The following is a 21,994-nucleotide window of genomic DNA, read 5'->3' as shown; positions in this document are numbered from 1 at the left end:
ACAGGAGACCTCGGATGAACCTGCGCAGCTCATGGGTGGCCGAGACCGGTCAGACCCGCGAGGACACCCGCCTGACCCAGACGGGCGCGACCACACCGGCCAACCCGCTGGAGGTCCGCTCCGGCATCCTGCCCGGCTCCTACGACGGCCGGTACCGCGTCTCGGGCTTCTGGATGGAGGGCGGCTCCGGCACCATGACCGCCACCGTGCACGAGGGCCGGGCCGTCGTCCAGGCCGCCGCCAACCAGGGCGCCTACCCGGTCACGCTGCCCGAGCAGACCACGATCACCTTCGCCGACGGCAACGCCACGTACGACCGCATCGACCTCGTCGTCCTGCGGATCTACGACAACGTGTACGACAGCTCCGGCTTCACCAAGGCCACCCTGGAGATCGTCCAGGGCACCCCGGCCGCCACCCCTGAGGTGCCGCCGCTCCCCGGCATCGCCATGCCGATCTACCAGGTCACCGTCCGGGCCGGGGCCGGCGCCGGCAACGGCGGTGTCAACTGGAACGGCGACGCCACCGACCTTCGCACGCCCACCGTCGCGGCCGGCGGCATCCTCCCGGCGTACGGCGACACGGGCAACGGTGCCTACCCGGGCCAGTACCGCGACTCCGGCGGCGCCCTGCAACGCTGGGACGGCTCGGCCTGGGTGTCGTACCCGAGCGCGCTGGGCGGGATCGCCCCGGCCGGCGCGGTCACCGCCGCCAGCTACACCGGGCAGTACCGCGACAGCTCCTCCGGGGTGCTGCAGCGCTGGAACGGCTCCGCGTGGGTGTCCTACCAGCCGATGCCGGCCTGGACCGACTACACGCCGGTGTGGGGCGCCGAGAACGGCACCGCCCCCAGCATCGGCAACGGCACGCTGGCGGGGTCCTACGCCAAGCTCGGCACGCTCGTGCACGTCCGGCTCTACCTGAAGATCGGCTCGACGACCAACCTGTCCGCCCAGGACGCCAACGCCAACTGGATGTTCTCGCTGCCGGTCCCTCCGGTGTCGACGGGCTGGAAGCTGGACGGCCGCGTGCTCGACGCCCTCGGCTTCGACAGCTCCGTGGCCCACATGTACAGCGGCTGCGGGCTGCTGTCGACGAGCTACGGCGGCGTCGTCCGCTCCCTGCGCGACACCCAGCAGATCGGCGCCGCGATCTGGGACAAGAGCTTCCCCTTCGCCTGGGACACCGGCGACGTGCTGTCGATCTACGGCACCTACGAATCCGCCTCCTGAGCCGCCCCTGCCGCACAGAAAGCAGGACCCGTACATGAACGCACGTTCCTCATGGCTCCCTCTCACCGGACAGACGCGGGAGGACACCCGGCTCACCGCGCTCGGCGTCCTCACCCCGACCTCACCCGCGAGCACCCGCTCCGGCATCCTGCCCGGCTCCTATCAGGGCCAGTACCGGTTGTCCGGGTTCTGGCTGGCCGGGAACACCGGCACGATGACCGCGGTCGTCAGCTCGGGCCGGGCCGTGGTCCAGGGGGTGGAGACCCGCGGCGCCTACCCGGTGGCCGTCGTCGACGAGCCCACCCTCACCTTCGCCGACGGCGACGCCACCAACGACCGCATCGACCTGGTCGTGCTGCGCATCTACGACGCCGCCTACGACGGCACCGGCCGCACCGAGGCCGCCGTCGAGATCGTCCAGGGCGCCCCGGCCTCCCCGCCGACAGCGCCCGCCGCGCCGGGCCTCTGCCTGCCCCTGTTCCAGGTCAAGGTCCCGGCCCAGGCGAGCGCCGGCCAGGGCGGCATCGACTGGGGCACCGCCCTGACCGACCTGCGCACCCCCACCGTGGCCCTCGGCGGGATCCTGCCGACCACCGCCGGCGACACCGTGGCCGGCGCCTATCCGGGCCAGTTCCGGGACGTCGACGGCGTGCTCCAGCGCTGGGACGGCTCGGTCTGGGTCGCCTATCCCCAGGGCGTCGGCGGCATCGCCCCCGCAGCCGCGGCGGCGGGCTACACCGGCCAGTACCGCGACGCGCCGAACGGCGTCCTGCAGCGCTGGAACGGCTCGGCCTGGACCTCGGCCGTGGTGACGTCCGCGTTCGTCTCGTCCCTGGACGCCGGGTCCACGGCGTCGACGACGTACACGGCCACGCTGGCGGACACGGCCGTCACCTCGTTGGACCTCAACTTCACCGCCCCGCCCACCGGCGCGGTGCTGCTCCACTTCGGTGCGCGCATGTGGACCAGCGGCAGCACCACCAGCTCCGCGTACATGGCCCCGCAGATCACCCAGGGCGGCACCGTGCGCTTCACCCCGACCGACGAGTACGCCTGCATGTACGGAGGCCCGGTCAGCGGCTCGGTCGCGACCATGTGGCGGCTGTACGGGCTGACCCCCGGCCTGACCTACACGATGACCGCCCTGCACCGCTCCAACGACGCCAGTGTGAGCTGCGGGTTCGACAACCGCTTCATGCGCGTCGACCCGGCCAACTGACAGCCTCCCCCGTCCCGAAAGGAGCCGACCATGCCCGTACGCTCCGGCTGGCTCTCCCCCGATGGCCAGACACGCGAGGACACCCGGCTCGTCGCCCTCGGTGCCCTCACCCCCACCTCCCCGGTCGCCACCCGCTCCGGTGTCCTGCCGGGCTCCTACGACGGCCAGCACCGCATCTCCGGGTTCACCCTGACCGGCACGGCCGGCGGCATGACCGCGACGGTCAGCCCCGGCCGGGCCCTCGTCCAGGGAACCGACGCCCAGGGGGCCTACCCGGTCGCACTGACCGAGGACCTGCCCCTCACCTTCGCCGACGGCGACGCCCAGTACGGCCGCATCGACCTCGTCGTCCTGCGCGTCTACGACCACGCCTACGACGGCTCGGGCCGCACCGAGGCCGTCGTCGAGATCATCCAGGGATCCCCGACGGCGACACCCACCGCGCCCCCCGCCCCCGGCCAGTCCCTCCCGCTGCACACGGTCGCCGTACCGGCCGGCGCGAGCGCGGGCAGCGGCGGCATCGACTGGAACACGGCGCTCACCGGGCTGCGCACCGCCACTGTCGCGGCCGGCGGCATCCTGCCCGTCGTCACCGACGCCACCGGCGGCGCCTACCCGGGCCAGTACCGCGACGCGAACGGGGTGCTGCAGCGCTGGAACGGCACCGCCTGGGCCGACTACCGGCCCCCGGTCGCGGTGGAGACCGCCACCACCGGGGTGACCGCGGCCACCGACTGGTCGGTGGCGTGGTACAGCGCCCGCCGCACCGGCGGCATCTGCTCCTTCACCCTGGCGCTCTCCCGCACCGGCGCCGACCTCACCGCCACCGCCGCCGGTACCACCAACCCGGGCAACGTGACCGACCAGCTGATGGCCACCCTGCCGGCGGGGTGGCGTCCGGCCGGCGAGATCACCGCGGTCGCCTCCGACGGATACGGCACCGGAGCCGCCCGCATCGTCGCCGACGGCTCGGTCCAGCTGATCGCCTGGACGACCAGCGGTGTCATCCAGACCGGCAACGGCGTGCGGATCTCCGCCTGCTTCGTGCTGTGACGACCGGACGGAGGAGCTGACCGCCCCATGACCGCGAACACGCCCTACCGCGCGATCTTCTGCGATCTGCGCACCGACCGCACCATCGACATCCTGCCGCTGCGGGACGTCACCGTCGACGACTACATCGGCAAGGCCGGCTCCCTGGCCGGCACCGTTCCCGTGCCCGACGCGAAGACGGCGGCCCGCGTCCGCCGCATCGAGGAGGGCCGCACCTCCGTCTACCTCGAACGCGGGGGCGACCTGTGGTGGGGCGGCATCATCTGGACGGCCACCCTGCAGAGCGACGACCGCGGGGTGCTCACCCTCGGCATCCAGGCGGCCACGTTCGAGTCCTATGCGAACCGCCGCCGGATCCGCGCCGACCTCGTCTACACGAACACCGACCAGCTGGCGATCGCCCGGAGCCTGTGGGACCACCTGCAGACCTCGCTGCCCGGCGGCGACATCGGCGTCACCGCCGGGAACGAGACCTCCGCGCAGAACCGCGCGGTCTCCTACCGCAACGGCGACGAAACCGTCTACCTGGAGGCGCTCGACGCGCTCGCCGCCCTGGACAACGGATTCGAACACCGCATCGCCGTCTACCGCGATCCGGTCAGCGGCGCGCGCATCCGCCGACTGCAGCTCGGCAGCCCGCAGATCCGCGTCGGGACCACCGACCTGGTGCTGGACCGGCCGGGCACGATCCTGTCGTACTCCTTCCCGCGCGACGCCACCCGCGGCGGCACCACGGCCCGGGCGCGCGGTGGGACCGACAACTCCAACCAGGCCGCGGAATCCCGTCCGGTGTACGCCGACGCGGACGAGGCGAGCGCCCTGATCGCAGCCGGCTATCCGCGCATCGACCTGTCCTCCGACCACAACGAGACCACCAGCAGGGAGGTCCTGAAGTCGCTGGCCACCGCCGAACTCGCCCAGGCCGCCGGCGCGGTGGTGATCCCCGCGGTCACCGTGCGCCTCGACGACCTGGTGCCGTCGGCGCTGCTCGGGCGGACCGTGCGGATCCGGGTCACCGACGAGTGGTGGACCGAGGGCCTGGACGTGCGCTACCGGATCGTCGGCGTCAAGGTCAGCCCGGCGCAGCGCGGCCGTCCCGACACCGCCGAGCTCTACCTGGAGGAGATCTGATGCCCCAGCTGCCCGAAGACATCATCGACCGGCTGACCCAGATGGAACGCCGCATCCAGCAGCTGTCCACCGCGGTCAACAACCGGCCGGCGCTGAACCAGATCTCCGGCGGCACGGTGGAGATCACCGACGGCGGCTCCCTGCTGGTGCGGACGCCGTCCGGTACGCCGATGTTCCGGGTCGGCGGCTGGAGCGGCAGCGAGTACGGCATGGAGATCCACCGCCAGTCCGGCAGCCTCGCGATGAGCCTGTACAACGGCGACGGCCTCAGCACGTCGCTGCAGCCGCTGCGCATCTACGACTCCGCCAACCGGGAGATCATCTCCGACGACATCAGCACCGGCGGCCTCGCGCGGCCCTGGCTGGCCATGCTGCCGCCGCAGGACACCGGCTACACGCGCTGGCCGCAGACCAGCTCGACCTCGTGGACGACGATCGCGATGTCGTACAACGTCGTCTGGCAGCCGAAGATGCGGCTGCTGCTGAACACCAGGGCAAGCTCCGGCGCGACCGGCTCCGTCCGGGTGCTCGTCAACGGCGCCCAGTGGGGCGGCACCGTCACCACCCCCGCGGACTTCGACTACAGCGACCTGGTCGCCACCGACTTCGCCTCGGTGTACCGCACGCTGCTCAAGGTCGAGATCCAGGCCCAGGTCACCAGCACCTCCGGCACCGTCTACGCCGTCCCGGTCCTCATGTACGGCCGTCAGACCTGAGAAAGGCAGCCCTCCATGAACATCGACACCACCCAGCCCTGGGGCATCGCCATCGACTACGCGGGCCGCGCCACCCTCACCGAGGCCGGCCACACGGTCTACGTCAACGTCTCCGACACCAGCCTCAGCAGCATCATCGCGCCGGACTCGATCACCGGGACCTACTCGCCCGTCACCGTCAGCGCCCAGTTCACGGAGACCGGCGACAACGGCGCCGTCCTGCGCGGCACCGGCCGCGTCACGGTCATGCCCGTCGGCGCGGACCCGGTCGTCCCCGACCAGACGGCCGTCCAGCAGGCGGTCGCCGCCGCGCTGGCCGACTTCGAGGCCAACACATCGGCGTACGCCGCCCTGTGCGCCACATGGCCGGCCGGCGGCGGTCCGGGCACCGGAACCGGCACCACCGTCTGACCCGCGCACGGTCCGCGCACCGTCCGCGCACCACCCGCGCAGCCCCGAGCCGACCCCACCGGCCGGGGCTTTCTCATGCCCGCACCCTCTCCCGGGAGGCATCCGCCCATGGCCAACCCCCTGTCCGCCGACGCCCTCGTGTCCGCCCTGCGCGCCGAAGGCGTCACCGTCGTCGAGCACGACGGCTGGCGCACGCACAACCGCAACCTCAAGGGTCCCTGGGGCCCCGTGAACGGCGTGATCATCCACCACACCGTCTCCTCCGGCACCACCGCGTCCGTCTCCCTCTGCTACGACGGCCACGCGGAGCTGCCCGGCCCGCTGTGCCACGGCGTGATCGCCAAGGACGGCGCGGTCCACCTCGTCGGCAACGGCCGCGCCAACCACGCCGGCGGCGGTGATCCGTCGGTCCTCCAGGCAGTGATCACCGAGACCTACGGGGACCGGCCGCCCGCCCCGCACCAGCACGAGGGCAGCGCCGGCGCCGTCGACGGCAACGCCCGCTTCTACGGCTTCGAGTGCGTGAACCTCGGAGACGGCCAGGACCCCTGGCCGGCCGAGCAGCTCGACGCCGTCGAGCGGGTCGCGGCCGCGCTGTGCCGGGCGCACGGCTGGGGCGCCAAGTCCGTCATCGGGCACCTGGAGTGGTCCGACTGGAAGAGCGACCCGCGCGGCTTCTCCATGACCGGCATGCGCCGCCGGGTGCAGGCGCGGCTCTCCGCCGGCTCCGGCCGGCCCGTCCCCCCGCCGCCGAGCACCCCGCGCTACCAGCCGTTCCCCGGTGCCTCGTTCTTCAAGGCGGGTCCCCGGTCGCCGATCGTCACCGCGATGGGCCAACGCCTGGTGGCCGAGGGCTGCGGCCGCTACCGGGTCGGCCCGGGCCCCCACTGGACCGAGGCCGACCGTGAGTCGTACGCCGCCTGGCAGCGCAAGCTCGGCTTCCGCGGCTCCGCCGCCGACGGCTGGCCGGGGCCCACGTCCTGGAACGCGCTGAAGGTCCCCCACAGCTCCTGAGAAACGAGGTCTCCCATGTCAGAGGCCGCCAAGCGGACCCTCCGCACCGTGCTGCAAACCGCTGTCGGCCTGTGTGTGCTGCTGCCGACGATCGCGGAGACCGCCGGGGTCCCGAAGACCCTTCCCTGGGTCGCCGGGGCCCTGGCCGCCGCCGGCGCCGTGACCAGGGTCATGGCGCTGCCCGGTGTCCAGGCGCTGCTGCCGTCGTGGCTGCGCACGGACGCCCCGCCGAACGACGACGCCGCGCTGCTGTCCCTCGCGGACGCGACCGCCGAACGGAGGGACGCGTGAACGAACCCTCATCCCTGTCCGATCCGGCCGCCGTCGCCGTCGAACTGGAGCGGCTGCGCGGCACCGTCGAAGCCGGCTTCGCCCGGGTCGACGGGTCGCTCGCCCTGCTGGTGCAGCGCAGCGACCAGACCGACAAGCAGCTCGCCGACCACGAACAGCGGCTGGACGCGCTGGAACGCTCCCGCTGGCCGCTCGCCAGCATCGGCGTGCTGGCCACCGTGGCGACGGCGGTCGTCGCGGCCTGGGAGCTGACCGCTCGGTGAACACGCCGAAGGGCGGCCACCCCGTGTGGCACGGGGTGGCCGCCCTTCGGCTCAGGCTGCTCGCTTACTGGTTGTACGGACCGTAGTCGTAGTCCTCCAGCGGCACGGCCTGGCCGGAGCCCGTGCCGAACGGCGAGTAGTCGATGTCGTCGTAGCCGACGGCCGAGTACATCGCGGCCTTGGCCTCCTCGGTCGGCTCGACCCGGATGTTGCGGTAGCGGGACAGGCCCGTACCGGCCGGGATGAGCTTACCGATGATGACGTTCTCCTTGAGACCGATCAGGGAGTCGGACTTGGCGTTGATCGCCGCGTCCGTGAGGACCCTGGTCGTCTCCTGGAAGGACGCCGCCGACAGCCACGACTCGGTCGCCAGCGAGGCCTTGGTGATACCCATCAGCTGCGGACGGCCGGAGGCCGGGTGACCGCCCTCCTGGACCACACGACGGTTCTCCTGCTCGAACTTCGAGCGCTCGACCAGCTCGCCGGGCAGCAGCTCGGCGTCGCCGGACTCGATGATCGTCACACGGCGCAGCATCTGCCGGATGATGATCTCGATGTGCTTGTCGTGGATCGACACGCCCTGCGAGTTGTACACCTTCTGGACCTCGCCGACCAGGTGGACCTGGACGGCACGCTGGCCCAGGATGCGCAGCACGTCGTGCGGGTTGGTGGCACCCACGGTGAGCTTCTGGCCCACCTCGACGTGCTCGCCCTCGCTGACCAGGAGCCGGGCACGCTTCGAGATCGGGTACGCGCTCTCGTCGCTGCCGTCGTCCGGCGTGATGACGATCTTCTTGGTCTTCTCGGTCTCCTCGATCCGGACACGGCCGGACGCCTCGGAGATCGGGGCGACACCCTTCGGGGTACGGGCCTCGAAGAGCTCGACGACACGCGGCAGACCCTGGGTGATGTCGTCACCGGCCACACCACCGGTGTGGAAGGTACGCATCGTCAGCTGGGTGCCGGGCTCACCGATGGACTGGGCGGCGATGATGCCGACCGCCTCACCGATGTCGACCAGCTTGCCGGTGGCCAGCGAGCGGCCGTAGCACATGGCGCAGGTGCCGACCGCGGACTCGCAGGTCAGGACCGAGCGGGTCTTGACCTCCTCGACGCCCTGGAGGATCAGCTCGTCCATGAGCACGTCGCCCAGGTCGGTGCCGGCCGGGGCCAGCACCCTGCCGTCGACCACGATGTCCTCGGCGAGGCAGCGCGCGTACACGGACGTCTCGACGTTGTCCGCCTTGCGCAGCACGCCGTCGGCGCCGCGCTCCGCGATGCTCAGCTTGAGGCCGCGGTCGGTGCCGCAGTCCTCCTCGCGGATGATGACGTCCTGGGAGACGTCGACCAGACGACGGGTGAGGTAACCCGAGTCGGCGGTACGCAGAGCGGTGTCCGCCAGACCCTTGCGGGCACCGTGCGTGGAGATGAAGTACTCCAGCACGGACAGACCCTCACGGAACGACGCCTTGATCGGACGCGGGATCGTCTCGTTCTTCGCGTTGGACACCAGACCGCGCATGCCCGCGATCTGGCGCATCTGCATCATGTTTCCTCGCGCACCCGAGTTCACCATCATGAAGATCGGGTTCGTCTTCGGGAAGTTGTCGTTCATCGCCTCGGCGACCTCGTTGGTCGCCTTGGTCCAGATGGCGATGAGCTCCTGGGTGCGCTCGTCCTTGGTGATCAGACCGCGCTCGTACTGCTTCTGGACCTTCTCGTCCTGCGCCTCGTAGCCGCGGACGATCTCCTTCTTCGCCTCGGGGACGACGACGTCGGAGATGGCGACCGTGACGCCGGAACGGGTGGCCCAGTAGAAGCCGGCCGCCTTCAGGTTGTCGAGCGTCGCCGCCACGATGACCTTCGGGTAGCGCTCGGCGAGGTCGTTGACGATCTCGGAGAGCTGCTTCTTGCCGACCTCGTAGTCGACGAACGGGTAGTCCTCGGGCAGCAGCTCGTTGAAGAGCGCACGGCCCAGCGTGGTGCGCAGCCGGAAGGTGTCACCCTGCTGCCACTCCGGCTCGCCCTCCTCCTGGGCCGGCGGGGTCCAGCCGCGCGGCGGGATGGTGCCCACCGGGAAGCGGATGTCCACGCGCGACTGCAGCGAGAGCTCGCCGGCGTCGAACGCCATGATCGCCTCGGCCACGGACGCGAAGGAGCGCTCCTCGCCCTTCACGTTCCGCATCTCGCCGTCCGTGGTCAGGAAGAACAGACCGAGGACCATGTCCTGGGTCGGCATCGTGACCGGGCGGCCGTCGGCCGGCTTGAGGATGTTGTTCGAGGACAGCATCAGGATGCGGGCCTCGGCCTGCGCCTCCGCGGACAGCGGCAGGTGCACGGCCATCTGGTCGCCGTCGAAGTCCGCGTTGAACGCGGTGCACACGAGCGGGTGGATCTGGATGGCCTTGCCCTCGACCAGCTGCGGCTCGAAGGCCTGGATACCGAGGCGGTGCAGGGTGGGCGCACGGTTCAGCAGCACCGGGTGCTCGGCGATGACCTCTTCGAGGACGTCGTACACGACCGTGCGGCCGCGCTCGACCATGCGCTTGGCCGACTTGATGTTCTGCGCGTGGTTCAGGTCGACCAGGCGCTTCATCACGAACGGCTTGAAGAGCTCCAGCGCCATCGCCTTCGGCAGACCGCACTGGTGCAGTTTCAGCTGCGGACCGACGACGATCACGGAACGCGCCGAGTAGTCGACACGCTTGCCGAGCAGGTTCTGGCGGAAGCGGCCCTGCTTGCCCTTCAGCATGTCGCTGAGGGACTTCAGCGGACGGTTGCCGGGGCCCGTGACCGGGCGGCCGCGCCGGCCGTTGTCGAAGAGGGCGTCAACGGCCTCCTGAAGCATGCGCTTCTCGTTGTTGACGATGATCTCCGGGGCACCGAGGTCCAGGAGCCTCTTCAGACGGTTGTTGCGGTTGATGACACGGCGGTACAGGTCGTTCAGGTCGGAGGTCGCGAAGCGGCCACCGTCCAGCTGCACCATCGGACGCAGGTCCGGCGGGATGACCGGGACGCAGTCCAGGACCATGCCCTTGGGGCTGTTGGAGGTCTGCAGGAACGCGGAGACGACCTTCAGCCGCTTGAGGGCACGGGTCTTCTTCTGGCCCTTGCCGGTGCGGATGATCTCGCGGAGCCGCTCGGCCTCCTCCTCCAGGTCGAAGGACTCCAGCCGCTTCTGCAGCGCCGCGGCGCCCATCGAGCCGTCGAAGTACGTGCCGAAGCGGTCACGCAGCTCGCGGTACAGCAGCTCGTCGCCCTCGAGGTCCTGGACCTTGAGGTTCTTGAACCGGGTCCACACCTCGTCGAGGCGGTCGATCTCGCGCTGCGCGCGGTCGCGCAGCTGCTTCATCTCACGCTCGGCGCCCTCGCGCACCTTGCGGCGCACATCGGCCTTGGCGCCCTCGGCCTCCAGCTCGGCCAGGTCGGCCTCGAGCTTCTTGGCGCGGGCCTCCAGGTCGGCGTCGCGACGGTTCTCCACCTGCTGCCGCTCCACGGAGACGTGCGCCTCCAGGGAGGGCAGGTCACGCGTGCGGCGCTCCTCGTCGACGTACGTGATCATGTACGCCGCGAAGTAGATCACCTTCTCCAGGTCCTTCGGGGCGAGGTCGAGCAGGTAGCCCAGCCGCGACGGAACGCCCTTGAAGTACCAGATGTGCGTGACGGGGGCGGCCAGCTCGATGTGGCCCATCCGCTCACGGCGCACCTTCGCGCGCGTGACCTCGACGCCACAGCGCTCGCAGATGATGCCCTTGAAGCGGACGCGCTTGTACTTGCCGCAGTAGCACTCCCAGTCCCGGGTGGGGCCGAAGATCTTCTCGCAGAAGAGGCCGTCCTTCTCGGGCTTGAGGGTGCGGTAGTTGATGGTCTCGGGCTTCTTGACCTCGCCGTGGCTCCACTGGCGGATGTCGTCAGCGGTGGCCAGGCCGATCCGGAGCTCGTCGAAGAAGTTGACGTCGAGCACTATGCGTCAATCCCTCTCAGGGTTGTGAGTCTTTGGTCTGATACGGGGGCCTGGGGGTCGGCGGGCCCTGCTGGTGCAAGGCCCGCCGGACTCCCGTCAGACCTCTTCGACGCTGCTCGGCTCGCGCCGGGACAGGTCGATGCCGAGCTCCTCCGCAGCGCGGAAGACGTCCTCGTCGGTGTCACGCATCTCGATGGACATACCGTCGCTGGACAGCACCTCCACATTCAGGCACAGGGACTGCATCTCCTTGATGAGCACCTTGAAGGACTCGGGGATGCCGGGTTCGGGGATGTTCTCGCCCTTGACGATGGCCTCGTAGACCTTCACGCGGCCGGTGACGTCGTCGGACTTGATGGTCAGCAGCTCCTGGAGGGCGTAGGCGGCGCCGTACGCCTCGAGCGCCCACACCTCCATCTCGCCGAACCGCTGGCCACCGAACTGGGCCTTACCACCGAGCGGCTGCTGGGTGATCATCGAGTACGGGCCGGTCGAGCGGGCGTGCAGCTTGTCGTCGACCAGGTGGTGCAGCTTCAGGATGTACATGTAGCCGACCGAGATCGGCTCCGGGAACGGCTCACCGCTACGGCCGTCGAACAGCCGGGCCTTGCCGGACGGGAGCACCATGCGGTCGCCGTCGCGGTTCGGGATGGTGTGCTCCAGCAGACCGGCCAGCTCGTCCTCGCGGGCACCGTCGAAGACCGGCGTCGCCACGTTGGTGCGCGGCTCCACCTGGTCGGCGCTGATGGCCTGCAGGCGCTGCGCCCACTCGTCGGCGAGCCCTGAGACGTCCCAGCCCTGGCTGGCGAGCCAGCCGAGGTGGATCTCCAGGACCTGTCCCGGGTTCATCCGGGACGGCACACCCAGCGGGTTGAGGATGATGTCGACCGGGGTGCCGTCCTCCAGGAACGGCATGTCCTCGATCGGCAGGATCTTCGAGATGACACCCTTGTTGCCGTGGCGGCCGGCGAGCTTGTCACCGTCGGTGATCTTGCGCTTCTGCGCCACGTAGACGCGGACCAGCTGGTTCACGCCCGGCGGCAGCTCGTCGCCCTCCTCGCGGTCGAAGACGCGCACGCCGATGACCTTGCCGGTCTCGCCGTGCGGCACCTTCAGCGAGGTGTCGCGGACCTCACGGGCCTTCTCACCGAAGATCGCGCGCAGCAGGCGCTCCTCGGGGGTCAGCTCGGTCTCACCCTTCGGGGTGACCTTGCCGACGAGGATGTCACCGGCGATGACCTCGGCACCGATGCGGATGATGCCGCGCTCGTCGAGGTCGGCGAGGACCTCCTCGGAGACGTTCGGGATGTCCCGGGTGATCTCCTCGGGGCCGAGCTTGGTGTCACGGGCGTCGACCTCGTGCTCCTCGATGTGGATCGAGGAGAGGACGTCGTCCTGCACGAGGCGCTGCGACAGGATGATCGCGTCCTCGTAGTTGTGGCCCTCCCACGGCATGAACGCCACGAGCAGGTTCTTGCCGAGCGCCATCTCGCCGTTCTGGGTGGCCGGACCGTCGGCGAGGACCTGGCCCTCGACGACCCGGTCGCCCTCGTTGACGACGACCTTCTGGTTGACCGAGGTGCCCTGGTTGGAGCGGGCGAACTTGGCCAGGCGGTACGTGATGTACGTGCCGTCGTCGTTGGCGGTGGTGATGTAGTCCGCGGAGACCTCCTGGACCACACCGGCCTTCTCGGCCTTGACGACGTCGCCGGCGTCGACGGCGGAGCGGTACTCCATGCCGGTGCCGACGAGCGGGGACTCCGACTGGATCAGCGGAACGGCCTGGCGCATCATGTTCGCGCCCATGAGGGCGCGGTTGGCGTCGTCGTGCTCCAGGAACGGGATCATGGCGGTCGCGACCGACACCATCTGGCGCGGCGAGACGTCCATGTAGTCCACGTCCTCGGGGGCGACGTAGTCGACCTCGCCGCCACGGCGGCGCACCAGGACGCGGGCCTCGGCGAACCGGAGGTCGTCGGTCAGCGGCGCGTTGGCCTGGGCGATGACGAACCGGTCCTCCTCGTCGGCCGTGAGGTAGTGGACCTCTTCGGTGACGACACCGTTCTCGTCGACCTTGCGGTACGGGGTCTCGACGAAACCGAACGCGTTCACGCGGCCGTAGGTGGCGAGCGAGCCGATCAGACCGATGTTCGGGCCTTCGGGCGTCTCGATCGGGCACATGCGGCCGTAGTGCGAGGGGTGCACGTCACGGACCTCGAAGCCGGCCCGCTCACGGGACAGACCGCCCGGGCCGAGCGCGGACAGGCGCCGCTTGTGCGTCAGTCCGGACAGCGGGTTGTTCTGGTCCATGAACTGGGACAGCTGGCTGGTGCCGAAGAACTCCTTGATGGAGGCGACGACCGGCCGGATGTTGATCAGGGTCTGCGGCGTGATCGCCTCGACGTCCTGGGTGGTCATGCGCTCGCGCACGACGCGCTCCATACGCGCCAGACCCGTGCGGACCTGGTTCTGGATGAGCTCGCCGACGCTGCGCAGGCGGCGGTTGCCGAAGTGGTCGATGTCGTCGGTCTCGACGACGACCGTCTGGCCGCTGTCGCCGACCGTCTCGGTCTCGCCCGCATGCAGCTTCACCAGGTACTTGATCGTCGAGATGACGTCCTCGACGGTCAGGATGCCCGCGTCCAGCGGGGCGTCCGCACCCAGCTTCTTGTTGACCTTGTAGCGGCCGACCTTCGCGAGGTCGTAGCGCTTCGGGTTGAAGTACAGGTTCTCCAGCAGCGTCTGCGCGGCCTCACGCGTGGGGGGCTCGCCCGGGCGCAGCTTGCGGTAGATGTCGAGCAGCGCGTCGTCCTGGCCCTGGGTGTGGTCCTTCTCCAGGGTGGCGCGCATGGACTCGTAGTCGCCGAACTCCTCGAGGATCTGCTCGGTCGTCCAGCCGAGCGCCTTCAGCAGCACGGTGACGGACTGCTTGCGCTTGCGGTCGATGCGCACACCGACCATGTCGCGCTTGTCGATCTCCATCTCCAGCCAGGCACCGCGGGACGGGATGATCTTGGCGGAGAAGATGTCCTTGTCGGACGTCTTGTCGATGGTGGAGTCGAAGTAGACACCGGGGGAACGGACCAGCTGGGACACCACGACGCGCTCGGTGCCGTTGATGACGAAGGTGCCCTTGTTCGTCATGAGCGGGAAGTCGCCCATGAAGACCGTCTGGGACTTGATCTCGCCGGTCTCGTTGTTGGTGAACTCGGCCGTGACGAAGAGGGGCGCGGCGTAGGTGAAGTCGCGCTCCTTGCACTCGTCGATCGAGTTCTTCGGCGGCTCGAAGCGGTGGTCGCGGAACGTCAGCGACATCGACCCGGAGAAGTCCTCGATCGGGGAGATCTCCTCGAAGATCTCCTCAAGACCGGACTTGGTGGGGACGTCCTGACCTGACTCCAGAGCCGCCTCGACGCGAGCCTTCCACGCGTCGTTGCCGAGCAGCCAGTCGAAGCTCTCGGTTTGCAGCGCGAGAAGGTTCGGAACCTCGAGGGGCTCCTTGATCTTTGCAAAGGAGATGCGCAGCGGGGCGGTGCTGGCGCCGTTGTTCGTATTCGCGGTCGAGGCAGTGCGCGAGGCGGCCAAGAGGGGGTCCTTCCGAGGGCTCGGACTCACTACGCGCGTACCGGCCCCCACCGGGCACAGAGATGGAAGTCCCAGGTCGGAGACTCTTCATCGTCGATGCTCAAGTGAGGGGCGTGTCTCCTGGTGACGGGCAGGAGGCAGCTAACAGGCAGCGCAAAGGGTCAGTGTAGCCACTTGGCACACTGATGTCCAGTGCGGGTTTGCAGGCTCACGACGGAGTCCTTCGTTGTCCCTCAACACCTGCGGCAAGCCACGCCCTCGATGCACATCGATACTGCCCTCTTCGTCGCCGATCCATGCCTCGGATCCGGATCGTTGTGACGACGCGTCCTGAGAATTGCGCGCTGCGTGCAGTTCGTCAAGGCCCCCCTTGCCCGAACCGGGTGCTGCCATCGTCACTTGCAACCTGTCACCGGGGCCCTCGGAGGCACGACGAAGATCACCATACTCCCCGCGGCGACTGGCGCAAGGCAGCCGCCGCCCGACCCCCCGGAACGCCGAAGAGCGACCACCCGGATGGATGATCGCTCTTCGCCGCGTTCGCGTTACAGCCCTACGGGTGAGCCGTGTCCGGAAACCCATGAGGTCCCCGTCCGGCGTCCGGGTGAACTGTGGGCCGCGCTCACGAGAGGGCCGTACGGAGCGTGCGGCCCCGTACGGCCCCGTGGGTCACGTCGGACCCGTGAGTCCGGTGCGGACCCCGCGGAGGTCTTACTTGACCTCGACGGAGGCGCCGGCGCCCTTGAGGGACTCGGCGGCCTTCTCCGCGGCCTCCTTGTTGACCTTCTCCAGGACCGGCTTCGGGGCGCCGTCCACCAGGTCCTTGGCCTCCTTCAGGCCGAGGGAGGTCAGCTCGCGCACGACCTTGATGACCTGGATCTTCTTGTCGCCGGCGCCGGTGAGGATGACGTCGAACTCGTCCTTCTCCTCCTCGGCCTCGGCGGCCGGGGCACCCGGGACACCGGCGGCGGCCATGGCGACCGGGGCGGCGGCGGTGACGTCGAACTTCGTCTCGAACGCCTTCACGAACTCGGAGAGCTCGATGAGGGTCATCTCCTCGAACTGCGCGAGCAGGTCTTCCTGGCTGAGCTTCGCCATGATGGGCGATCCTTCCACTCATTCGGCTGGTGCCGTGTGTACATGTCGGCGGGCGTGCGGCCCGCGGCGACCGTCGCGTCAGGCGGCGGTCAATGTGCGAGCCGAGTTACTCGGCACCGCCCTGCTCGGCCTGCTTGGCGCGCAGCGCGTCCACGGTGCGGACGAGCTTCGACGGGAGCGCCTGGAAGAGCGCGGCAGCCTGCGACTGCTTGCCCTTCATGGCGCCCGCCAGCTTGGCGAGCAGAACCTCGCGGGACTCGAGGTCCGCAAGCTTCTTGATCTCGTCGGCGGACAGCGCCTTGCCGTCAAGGACTCCGCCCTTGATGACGAGATTCGGGTTGTCCTTGGCGAAGTCGCGCAGACCCTTCGCCGACTCCACCGGGTCACCGGTGACGAAGGCGACCGCCGTCGGACCGTTGAACAGGTCGTCCAGCGTCGTGATCCCGGCCTCGTTGGCCGCAATCTTGGTCAGCGTGTTCTTCACCACGGCGTACTGGGCGTTCTCACCGAGCGACCGGCGCAGGTTCTTCAGCTGCGCCACGGTGAGACCGCGGTACTCGGTCAGCACGGCGGCGCTGGAGCTGCGGAACTTGTCCGTCAGTTCGGCAACCGCGGCAGCCTTGTCGGGCCTCGCCATAGAGCCTCGGCCTCCTTCCGGGTGATTCGGACCGCGCGGACCCGAAGGAGGACTGGGAAAACGAAACGCCCCGGCGCAGGCGCACGGGGCGGACTCGACCGGTCGTACGCACGAAGGACGCACGCACTCCGGGAGCTCTTCCACTGTCACCTGCGCGGGTCGTCCGCAGTTCAGCGGATCCTTCGGCCACCGCGCCCTCGAACGAGCGCACGGCAACGACCAGCGGTCTTTGGCTTCTGTTGGAGAGTACGGGAACGGATCGCCGTCAAGCAAATCCGTTCCCGGGCGCTCAGCCCTGTGCGGCGTCCTTCATCATGTCGCCGAGGTCGACCGTGTCCTCGGCGGGCGGGGCGGTGACCGTCACCGGCTTGTTGAAGTCGAGGAAGGTGATGGTCATGTCGAGCCGGCCCTCGGGAGTGTCGCTGCGCATCCGGAACTGCTTGGTGTGGCTGGCGCCGTCCATCCACAGGTCCATCGTGATCGTGTCGGCGCCCATCTTCTCGTACTGGTCGATGCTCTTCTCCCGCCGCTCACGGGTCGCCCTGTCCTTGCCCTTGAGGGAGGCTCGCAGGTCGGCGAGGGTGAGCGTGCCCTTGTAGTGCGTCGTCCGCACGCCGTCGACGGTCTCGGTGCCGAGCTTCCTCACGTTCTTGGAGCCGGTGAGGAAGGTGGACTCCTGGGCCGGGTTCTGGTCGGCCCGGCCGGCACCGAGCCGGTCGCCGTTCAGCTGCTTGTCCGCACCCAGGGCGGACATGTCGAACTTGACCCAGCTCTTGCCGTCCATCTCCTTGGCCATCCGGGCGCCCCCGCCGACGTACATCGCCTTGCCGACGAGGCGGATCTCGACCGGACCGTCGACGGCCTGGTCCTCGACCGTCATCTTCATGCTCATGGCGAGCGGCTTCACGCTCATCGCGGCCTCGCCGCCGACCGGGCCCGCGCCTGGGACCGTGCCCTTCATCCGGTAGTGGACGGACGTGACGGCGTCCGCGTTCCTCGCGGCCTCGGCCACGGCCGCGGCGGGCGTCATCCGCGGCTCCCGTGCGACACCCTTCGAACAGGCGACCGCTCCCCCGCCCAGGAGCAGGGCCGTGAGCACCGCGCCCGCAGCTCCCCGCTCCACCGCGCCGCGCACGGCACCCTTCATGATTCCCCCCAAGGAACACATGGACGATTCACGGCAAGGCCGTGAGCGTACCCCGTCCGGGGCGCGTGGGGCCCCCGATTTCGGTGGGGCACCGGGGCCGCCGGCGCACGGACCCGCGCCGCCCTACGGGCTCCGGGTGCTCATCAGCTCCGTGAAGTCGGCGGTGTCCTCCGTCGGCGGCCGGTTCGCCGAGACCTTCACCCCGTAGTCGCGGTAGTACGCCGTCGAGGACATCCGCCCGCTCGCCAGCTCGCCCCGCTCCACCTTCTTGACCAGCAGGTCGTGGTCGTCGACCCACAGGTCGACGGTCTCCGTGGTGACCCCGGCCTGCTGCAGCTGCTCCCTGAGGGCGGCGGCGTACCGGCCGGTCAGGGCCGCGGGGACGACCGTGCCCGAGTAGTGCGTGGTGCGCCGGCCGCGCACCGTCTCCTCGCCGACCCGGCGCACGTCCCCGGAGGCGAGCAGCAGCCTGACCGGCTGGAGCGGGGCGGTGCTGCGCAGCTGGTCCTTCAGTTGCGCGCCCGAGCCGCCGGGGAGGGCCGCCAGGTCGTCGTAGGCGTACCTGATCCAGTGCCTGCCGTGCAGCCGGCGGGCGAACGCGTCGCCGACCTTCGCGTAGTAGGCGTCGGGCAGCAGCCTGGCCTCCATGGACGTGCTGTTCAGCTGGTGCATGGTCTCGGCGAGGCGGCCGCCGGTGCAGGTGATGCGCAGGGTGCCGAGCGAGCCGTCGGCCCAGCCGAGCGTGCCGTCCGTCGTCAGGGAGAGCATCCCGCCCATGGCCGTCGAGGACTCGATCCGCGCGGAGCCCGCCCCGGCGGTGGCCTTCTCGACGGCGTGCAGGGCGGCCGCCGGGCGGGCGTCGACACGGCCGGCGCGCCCGCCGGACGGCTGCGCCGGGCCCTTGCCGGAGTCGGTGTCACCGGAGGAGGTGCATGCCGCCACCGTGCACAGCGCGGCGACCGCCGCGACCGGGAGGATCCCCCGCCTCACGACCCTGTCCCTCATCCGTTCCCCCTTGTGCGCTCGGTGATCTTCACGCTAACTCCGACACGGGGGAAACGGCACGCACCCTCCCCCGGAACGGCGTGTGCGTCCGTCCCGGGGAACGCGGACGGGCCCCGCACCTCGGAAGGTGCGGGGCCCGTCGTCAGCTGCGCGTGCCCGCGGCTGCCGTCGGTCTCAGACGGCGGCCGGGTCCTCCTCGACGAGGAGGTTGCGGGTGCGGTTCGGGTCGACCGGGATGCCGGGGCCCATCGTGGTGGTGATGGCGGCCTTCTTGATGTAGCGGCCCTTGGCGGCGGACGGCTTGAGACGGAGGATCTCCTCCAGGGCCGCACCGTAGTTCTCCACCAGCTTGGAGTCGTCGAACGACGTCTTGCCGATGATGAAGTGCAGGTTCGAGTGCTTGTCGACGCGGAACTCGATCTTGCCGCCCTTGATGTCGTTGACGGCCTTGACCACGTCCGGGGTCACGGTGCCGGTCTTCGGGTTCGGCATCAGACCACGGGGACCGAGCACGCGGCCGAGGCGGCCGACCTTGCCCATGAGGTCCGGGGTGGCGACGACGGCGTCGAAGTCCAGGCGGCCCTTCGACACCTCGTCGATCAGTTCGTCGGCGCCGACGATGTCGGCGCCCGCGGCACGAGCGGCCTCGGCACGGTCACCGGTCGCGAAGACCAGGACCCGGGCGGTCTTACCGGTGCCGTGCGGGAGGTTCACGGTGCCACGGACCATCTGGTCGGCCTTGCGCGGGTCGACGCCCAGACGGAAGGCGACCTCGACGGTGCCGTCGAACTTGGTCGTGGAGGTCTCCTTGGCGAGACGGACGGCCTCGAGCGGGGCGTAGAGCTTCTCCCGGTCGACCTTGGCGTCCGCAGCGCGGAGAGCCTTGCTGCGCTTGCTCACAACTGCTCCTGTGTGTTCTGTAGGAGTCGTGGTACGGGCCGAGCAGGCCCTGCCACGTGCGGCCGTGACGGCCGCATGGTTCTACGAAGGCGGGGTTCAGCCCTCGACCGTGACGCCCATGGAACGGGCGGTGCCGGCGATGATCTTGGCGGCCGCGTCCAGGTCGTTGGCGTTGAGGTCGGGCATCTTGGTCTGGGCGATCTCACGGACCTGCGCCTCGGTGATCTTGGCGACCTTGGTCTTGTGCGGCTCGCCGGAGCCCTTCTCGATGCCGGCGGCCTTGAGGATCATCTTCGCGGCCGGCGGCGTCTTGGTGATGAAGGTGAAGGAGCGGTCCTCATAGACCGTGATCTCCACCGGGATGACCCAGCCACGCTGCGACTCGGTCGCGGCGTTGTAGGCCTTGCAGAACTCCATGATGTTGACGCCGTGCTGACCCAGCGCCGGGCCGACCGGCGGGGCCGGGTTGGCGGCGCCGGCCTGGATCTGGAGCTTGATGAGCCCCGTGACCTTCTTCTTCTTGGGAGGCATTCCGGGTCCTCTCCCGTTGTCTCTTGTCCGCGCCTTAGGGCGCTGTCACTTTCCGCTTTGCCCGAAGGCAACCGCACAACCCTAACGGGAATCCCTGTGCGGCCAAAAACCGGGCAGGTCAGACGCGCTGTGACAGCCCGTCTGACCTGACCCGGAGGCTTTCGTGCCAGAAGGTGATCAGTTCTTCTGGATCTGGTCGAAGCTCAGCTCGACCGGCGTCTCGCGGCCGAAGATCTCCACGAGGCCCTTGACCTTCTTGGAGTCGGCGTTGATCTCGTTGATGGTCGCCTGCAGCGTGGCGAACGGACCGTCGGTGACGGTGACCGAGTCGCCGACCTCGAAGTCCAGCACCTGGACCTCGACCTTGCGCTGCGGCGCGGGCTTGCCCTCGGCCTCGGCGGCCTCACGGGCGGCCTTCTCCTCGGCCTCCGGGGCGAGCATCTTGACGACCTCGTCCAGGGACAGCGGGTAGGGGTCGTAGGCGTTGCCCACGAAGCCCGTGACGCCGGGGGTGTTGCGGACGACGCCCCAGGACTCGTTCGTCAGGTCCATACGGACGAGGACGTAACCGGGCAGCTTGTTCTGCTTGACGGTCTTCCGCTCGCCGTTCTTGATCTGGACGATCTCTTCCTCGGGGACCTCGGCCTGGTAAATGTAGTCCTCGACGTTCAGCGTGACGGCACGCTGCTCCAGGTTGGCCTTCACCCGCTTCTCGTAGCCGGCGTAGGTGTGGATCACATACCACTCGCCGGGCAGGGCGCGCAGCTCCTCGCGGAGCTTCTCGACCGGGTCGAGCACGGGCTCCTCTTCGGCCTCTTCCTCGGACTCGGCCTCGGCCTCTTCCTCGGACTCGGCCTCTTCCTCGGACTCGGCGGCCGCGTCCTCGTCCACGGTGTGCACGGCGGCCTCCTCGGCCGGCTCGCCCGCGGCGGCTTCGGCAGCCTCGGCCTCGTCGACCTCGTCCGCGCCCTCGACGATGTCCAGCTCGTCGTCCACGGACTCGACGGCCTCCCCGCGAGGCTCCATGGCGTCGTTCAGGTTCGGGTCAGACACGGTGGCTGCTTCTTCCTGGATACATAGGGGTGGAACACGCGAAAGGGACGCCGGGCACCTCGGCGTCCTTCGCTCTCGGCTCAGCCGAAGACGTACTTGGCGGCGTGGTTGAGCCCATAGTCAATCAAGGTCACCAGGGCGATCATGATCGCAACGAAGAAGATCACCACGGTGGTGTAGGAGGTCAGCTGGTTACGCGTCGGCCAGACGACCTTGCGGAGCTCCGCGATGATCTGGCGGTAGAAGAGGGCAAGGCGCTTCAGCGGACCCTTCTTGGCCCGCTTGCCACCCTTGCGGGACTTCTTCTTCGACTCCTGCACCTCGTCCTGGGCATCAGGCATGTCGATGGAGCCCACGGCGTCCGTCACTCGTCCTCACCTGATTCCCGGGTCGTGGCCGTGCCGCGCCCGGTGGAGCCGCACGGCGGTGCAATACGTACGTACTGTGCGCACACTTCCTGGTGGGGAGTGTGTAGCAGGGCCGGAGGGACTTGAACCCCCAACCGCTGGTTTTGGAGACCAGTGCTCTACCAATTGAGCTACGACCCTTTGTGTGTACCCCAACGTACCGCATCCGACCGGGTGCTCGGTGTGCACCGGCACGGTCACGGCCGCTGGAGGCCAACGAGGTGAGAGTGTACGTGCTCCACGGCCGGGCGTCGAACAGAAAGTGCCCGTAAGGGCTTTGCCCCTGGAAGATCGGCCAGCCCGCCGCCCGGATCCGGACGAATGTCCGGGGGACCGC

At 69.5% G+C, this 21,994-nt stretch carries 19 protein-coding genes and 1 tRNA gene; 9 read left to right on the top strand and 11 right to left on the bottom strand.

What is annotated here, in order from left to right:
• The first annotated feature begins 14 nt into the window (after positions 1 to 14).
• The 9 genes from ACZ79I_RS23485 (at position 15) to ACZ79I_RS23445 (ending at position 7,330) form a co-directional block, all read left to right on the top strand.
• Entirely contained in the window at positions 15 to 1,232 is a 1,218-nt protein-coding gene (locus ACZ79I_RS23485; RefSeq protein WP_471499451.1) for a hypothetical protein, read from the top strand.
• Between the two features lie 34 nt (positions 1,233 to 1,266).
• Positions 1,267 to 2,451, top strand: a complete 1,185-nt coding sequence (locus ACZ79I_RS23480; RefSeq protein WP_471499450.1) for a hypothetical protein — start codon at positions 1,267 to 1,269, stop codon at positions 2,449 to 2,451.
• Positions 2,452 to 2,481: 30 nt separating this feature from the next.
• Positions 2,482 to 3,504 (top strand): hypothetical protein, encoded by a 1,023-nt coding sequence (locus ACZ79I_RS23475; RefSeq protein ID WP_471499449.1) that lies wholly within the window; start codon positions 2,482 to 2,484, stop codon positions 3,502 to 3,504.
• Positions 3,505 to 3,531: 27 nt separating this feature from the next.
• Complete coding sequence (locus ACZ79I_RS23470; RefSeq protein ID WP_471499448.1) at positions 3,532 to 4,635, top strand: hypothetical protein; 1,104 nt, start codon at positions 3,532 to 3,534, stop codon at positions 4,633 to 4,635.
• Entirely contained in the window at positions 4,635 to 5,351 is a 717-nt protein-coding gene (locus tag ACZ79I_RS23465) for a hypothetical protein (RefSeq protein ID WP_471499447.1), read from the top strand. Before ACZ79I_RS23470 ends, ACZ79I_RS23465 begins: the two co-directional genes overlap by 1 nt.
• A 15-nt stretch (positions 5,352 to 5,366) precedes the next feature.
• Positions 5,367 to 5,762, top strand: a complete 396-nt coding sequence (locus ACZ79I_RS23460) for an ATP-binding protein (protein WP_471499446.1) — start codon at positions 5,367 to 5,369, stop codon at positions 5,760 to 5,762.
• A 108-nt stretch (positions 5,763 to 5,870) separates the two neighbouring features.
• The gene (locus ACZ79I_RS23455; protein ID WP_471499445.1) at positions 5,871 to 6,776 is read left to right on the top strand and encodes a peptidoglycan-binding protein; all 906 of its coding nucleotides are present in this window, start codon (positions 5,871 to 5,873) and stop codon (positions 6,774 to 6,776) included.
• A 15-nt stretch (positions 6,777 to 6,791) separates the two neighbouring features.
• Complete coding sequence (locus tag ACZ79I_RS23450; protein ID WP_471499444.1) at positions 6,792 to 7,067, top strand: hypothetical protein; 276 nt, start codon at positions 6,792 to 6,794, stop codon at positions 7,065 to 7,067.
• The gene (locus ACZ79I_RS23445) at positions 7,064 to 7,330 is read left to right on the top strand and encodes a hypothetical protein (protein ID WP_381081413.1); all 267 of its coding nucleotides are present in this window, start codon (positions 7,064 to 7,066) and stop codon (positions 7,328 to 7,330) included. The genes ACZ79I_RS23450 and ACZ79I_RS23445 overlap by 4 nt, the downstream gene beginning before the upstream one ends.
• Before the next feature lie 64 nt (positions 7,331 to 7,394).
• Here the strand turns inward: ACZ79I_RS23445 and ACZ79I_RS23440 are convergent, their stop codons facing one another.
• From ACZ79I_RS23440 to ACZ79I_RS23390, 11 genes are all read right to left on the bottom strand, one after another.
• Positions 7,395 to 11,294, bottom strand: coding sequence for a DNA-directed RNA polymerase subunit beta' (locus ACZ79I_RS23440; RefSeq protein WP_471499443.1), 3,900 nt, complete (start codon positions 11,292 to 11,294; stop codon positions 7,395 to 7,397).
• A 96-nt stretch (positions 11,295 to 11,390) separates the two neighbouring features.
• Positions 11,391 to 14,879: a DNA-directed RNA polymerase subunit beta gene (gene rpoB / locus ACZ79I_RS23435; protein WP_471499442.1), complete on the bottom strand. Its 3,489-nt coding sequence runs from the start codon at positions 14,877 to 14,879 to the stop codon at positions 11,391 to 11,393.
• A gap of 711 nt (positions 14,880 to 15,590) precedes the next feature.
• The gene (gene rplL, locus ACZ79I_RS23430) at positions 15,591 to 15,977 is read right to left on the bottom strand and encodes a 50S ribosomal protein L7/L12 (protein ID WP_381081407.1); all 387 of its coding nucleotides are present in this window, start codon (positions 15,975 to 15,977) and stop codon (positions 15,591 to 15,593) included.
• Positions 15,978 to 16,083: 106 nt separating this feature from the next.
• Complete coding sequence (gene rplJ / locus ACZ79I_RS23425) at positions 16,084 to 16,614, bottom strand: 50S ribosomal protein L10 (protein ID WP_381081405.1); 531 nt, start codon at positions 16,612 to 16,614, stop codon at positions 16,084 to 16,086.
• 289 nt (positions 16,615 to 16,903) lie between these two features.
• Complete coding sequence (locus ACZ79I_RS23420; RefSeq protein ID WP_471499441.1) at positions 16,904 to 17,761, bottom strand: SCO4651 family lipoprotein; 858 nt, start codon at positions 17,759 to 17,761, stop codon at positions 16,904 to 16,906.
• Positions 17,762 to 17,884: 123 nt separating this feature from the next.
• Positions 17,885 to 18,766 (bottom strand): SCO4651 family lipoprotein, encoded by an 882-nt coding sequence (locus ACZ79I_RS23415; RefSeq protein WP_471499440.1) that lies wholly within the window; start codon positions 18,764 to 18,766, stop codon positions 17,885 to 17,887.
• 174 nt (positions 18,767 to 18,940) lie between these two features.
• Positions 18,941 to 19,666: a 50S ribosomal protein L1 gene (rplA, locus tag ACZ79I_RS23410; RefSeq protein ID WP_471499439.1), complete on the bottom strand. Its 726-nt coding sequence runs from the start codon at positions 19,664 to 19,666 to the stop codon at positions 18,941 to 18,943.
• Between the two features lie 96 nt (positions 19,667 to 19,762).
• Positions 19,763 to 20,197, bottom strand: coding sequence for a 50S ribosomal protein L11 (gene rplK, locus ACZ79I_RS23405; protein WP_030345386.1), 435 nt, complete (start codon positions 20,195 to 20,197; stop codon positions 19,763 to 19,765).
• A 177-nt stretch (positions 20,198 to 20,374) separates the two neighbouring features.
• Entirely contained in the window at positions 20,375 to 21,250 is an 876-nt protein-coding gene (gene nusG, locus ACZ79I_RS23400; protein ID WP_471499438.1) for a transcription termination/antitermination protein NusG, read from the bottom strand.
• Positions 21,251 to 21,330: 80 nt separating this feature from the next.
• Positions 21,331 to 21,618 (bottom strand): preprotein translocase subunit SecE, encoded by a 288-nt coding sequence (secE, locus tag ACZ79I_RS23395; RefSeq protein WP_381081395.1) that lies wholly within the window; start codon positions 21,616 to 21,618, stop codon positions 21,331 to 21,333.
• 107 nt (positions 21,619 to 21,725) lie between these two features.
• Positions 21,726 to 21,798, bottom strand: a tRNA-Trp gene (locus ACZ79I_RS23390).
• Positions 21,799 to 21,994 lie beyond the last annotated feature (196 nt).

Source organism: Streptomyces sp. PSU-S4-23 (assembly GCF_055632315.1).
This window is presented reverse-complemented; position numbering and strand designations above follow the sequence as displayed.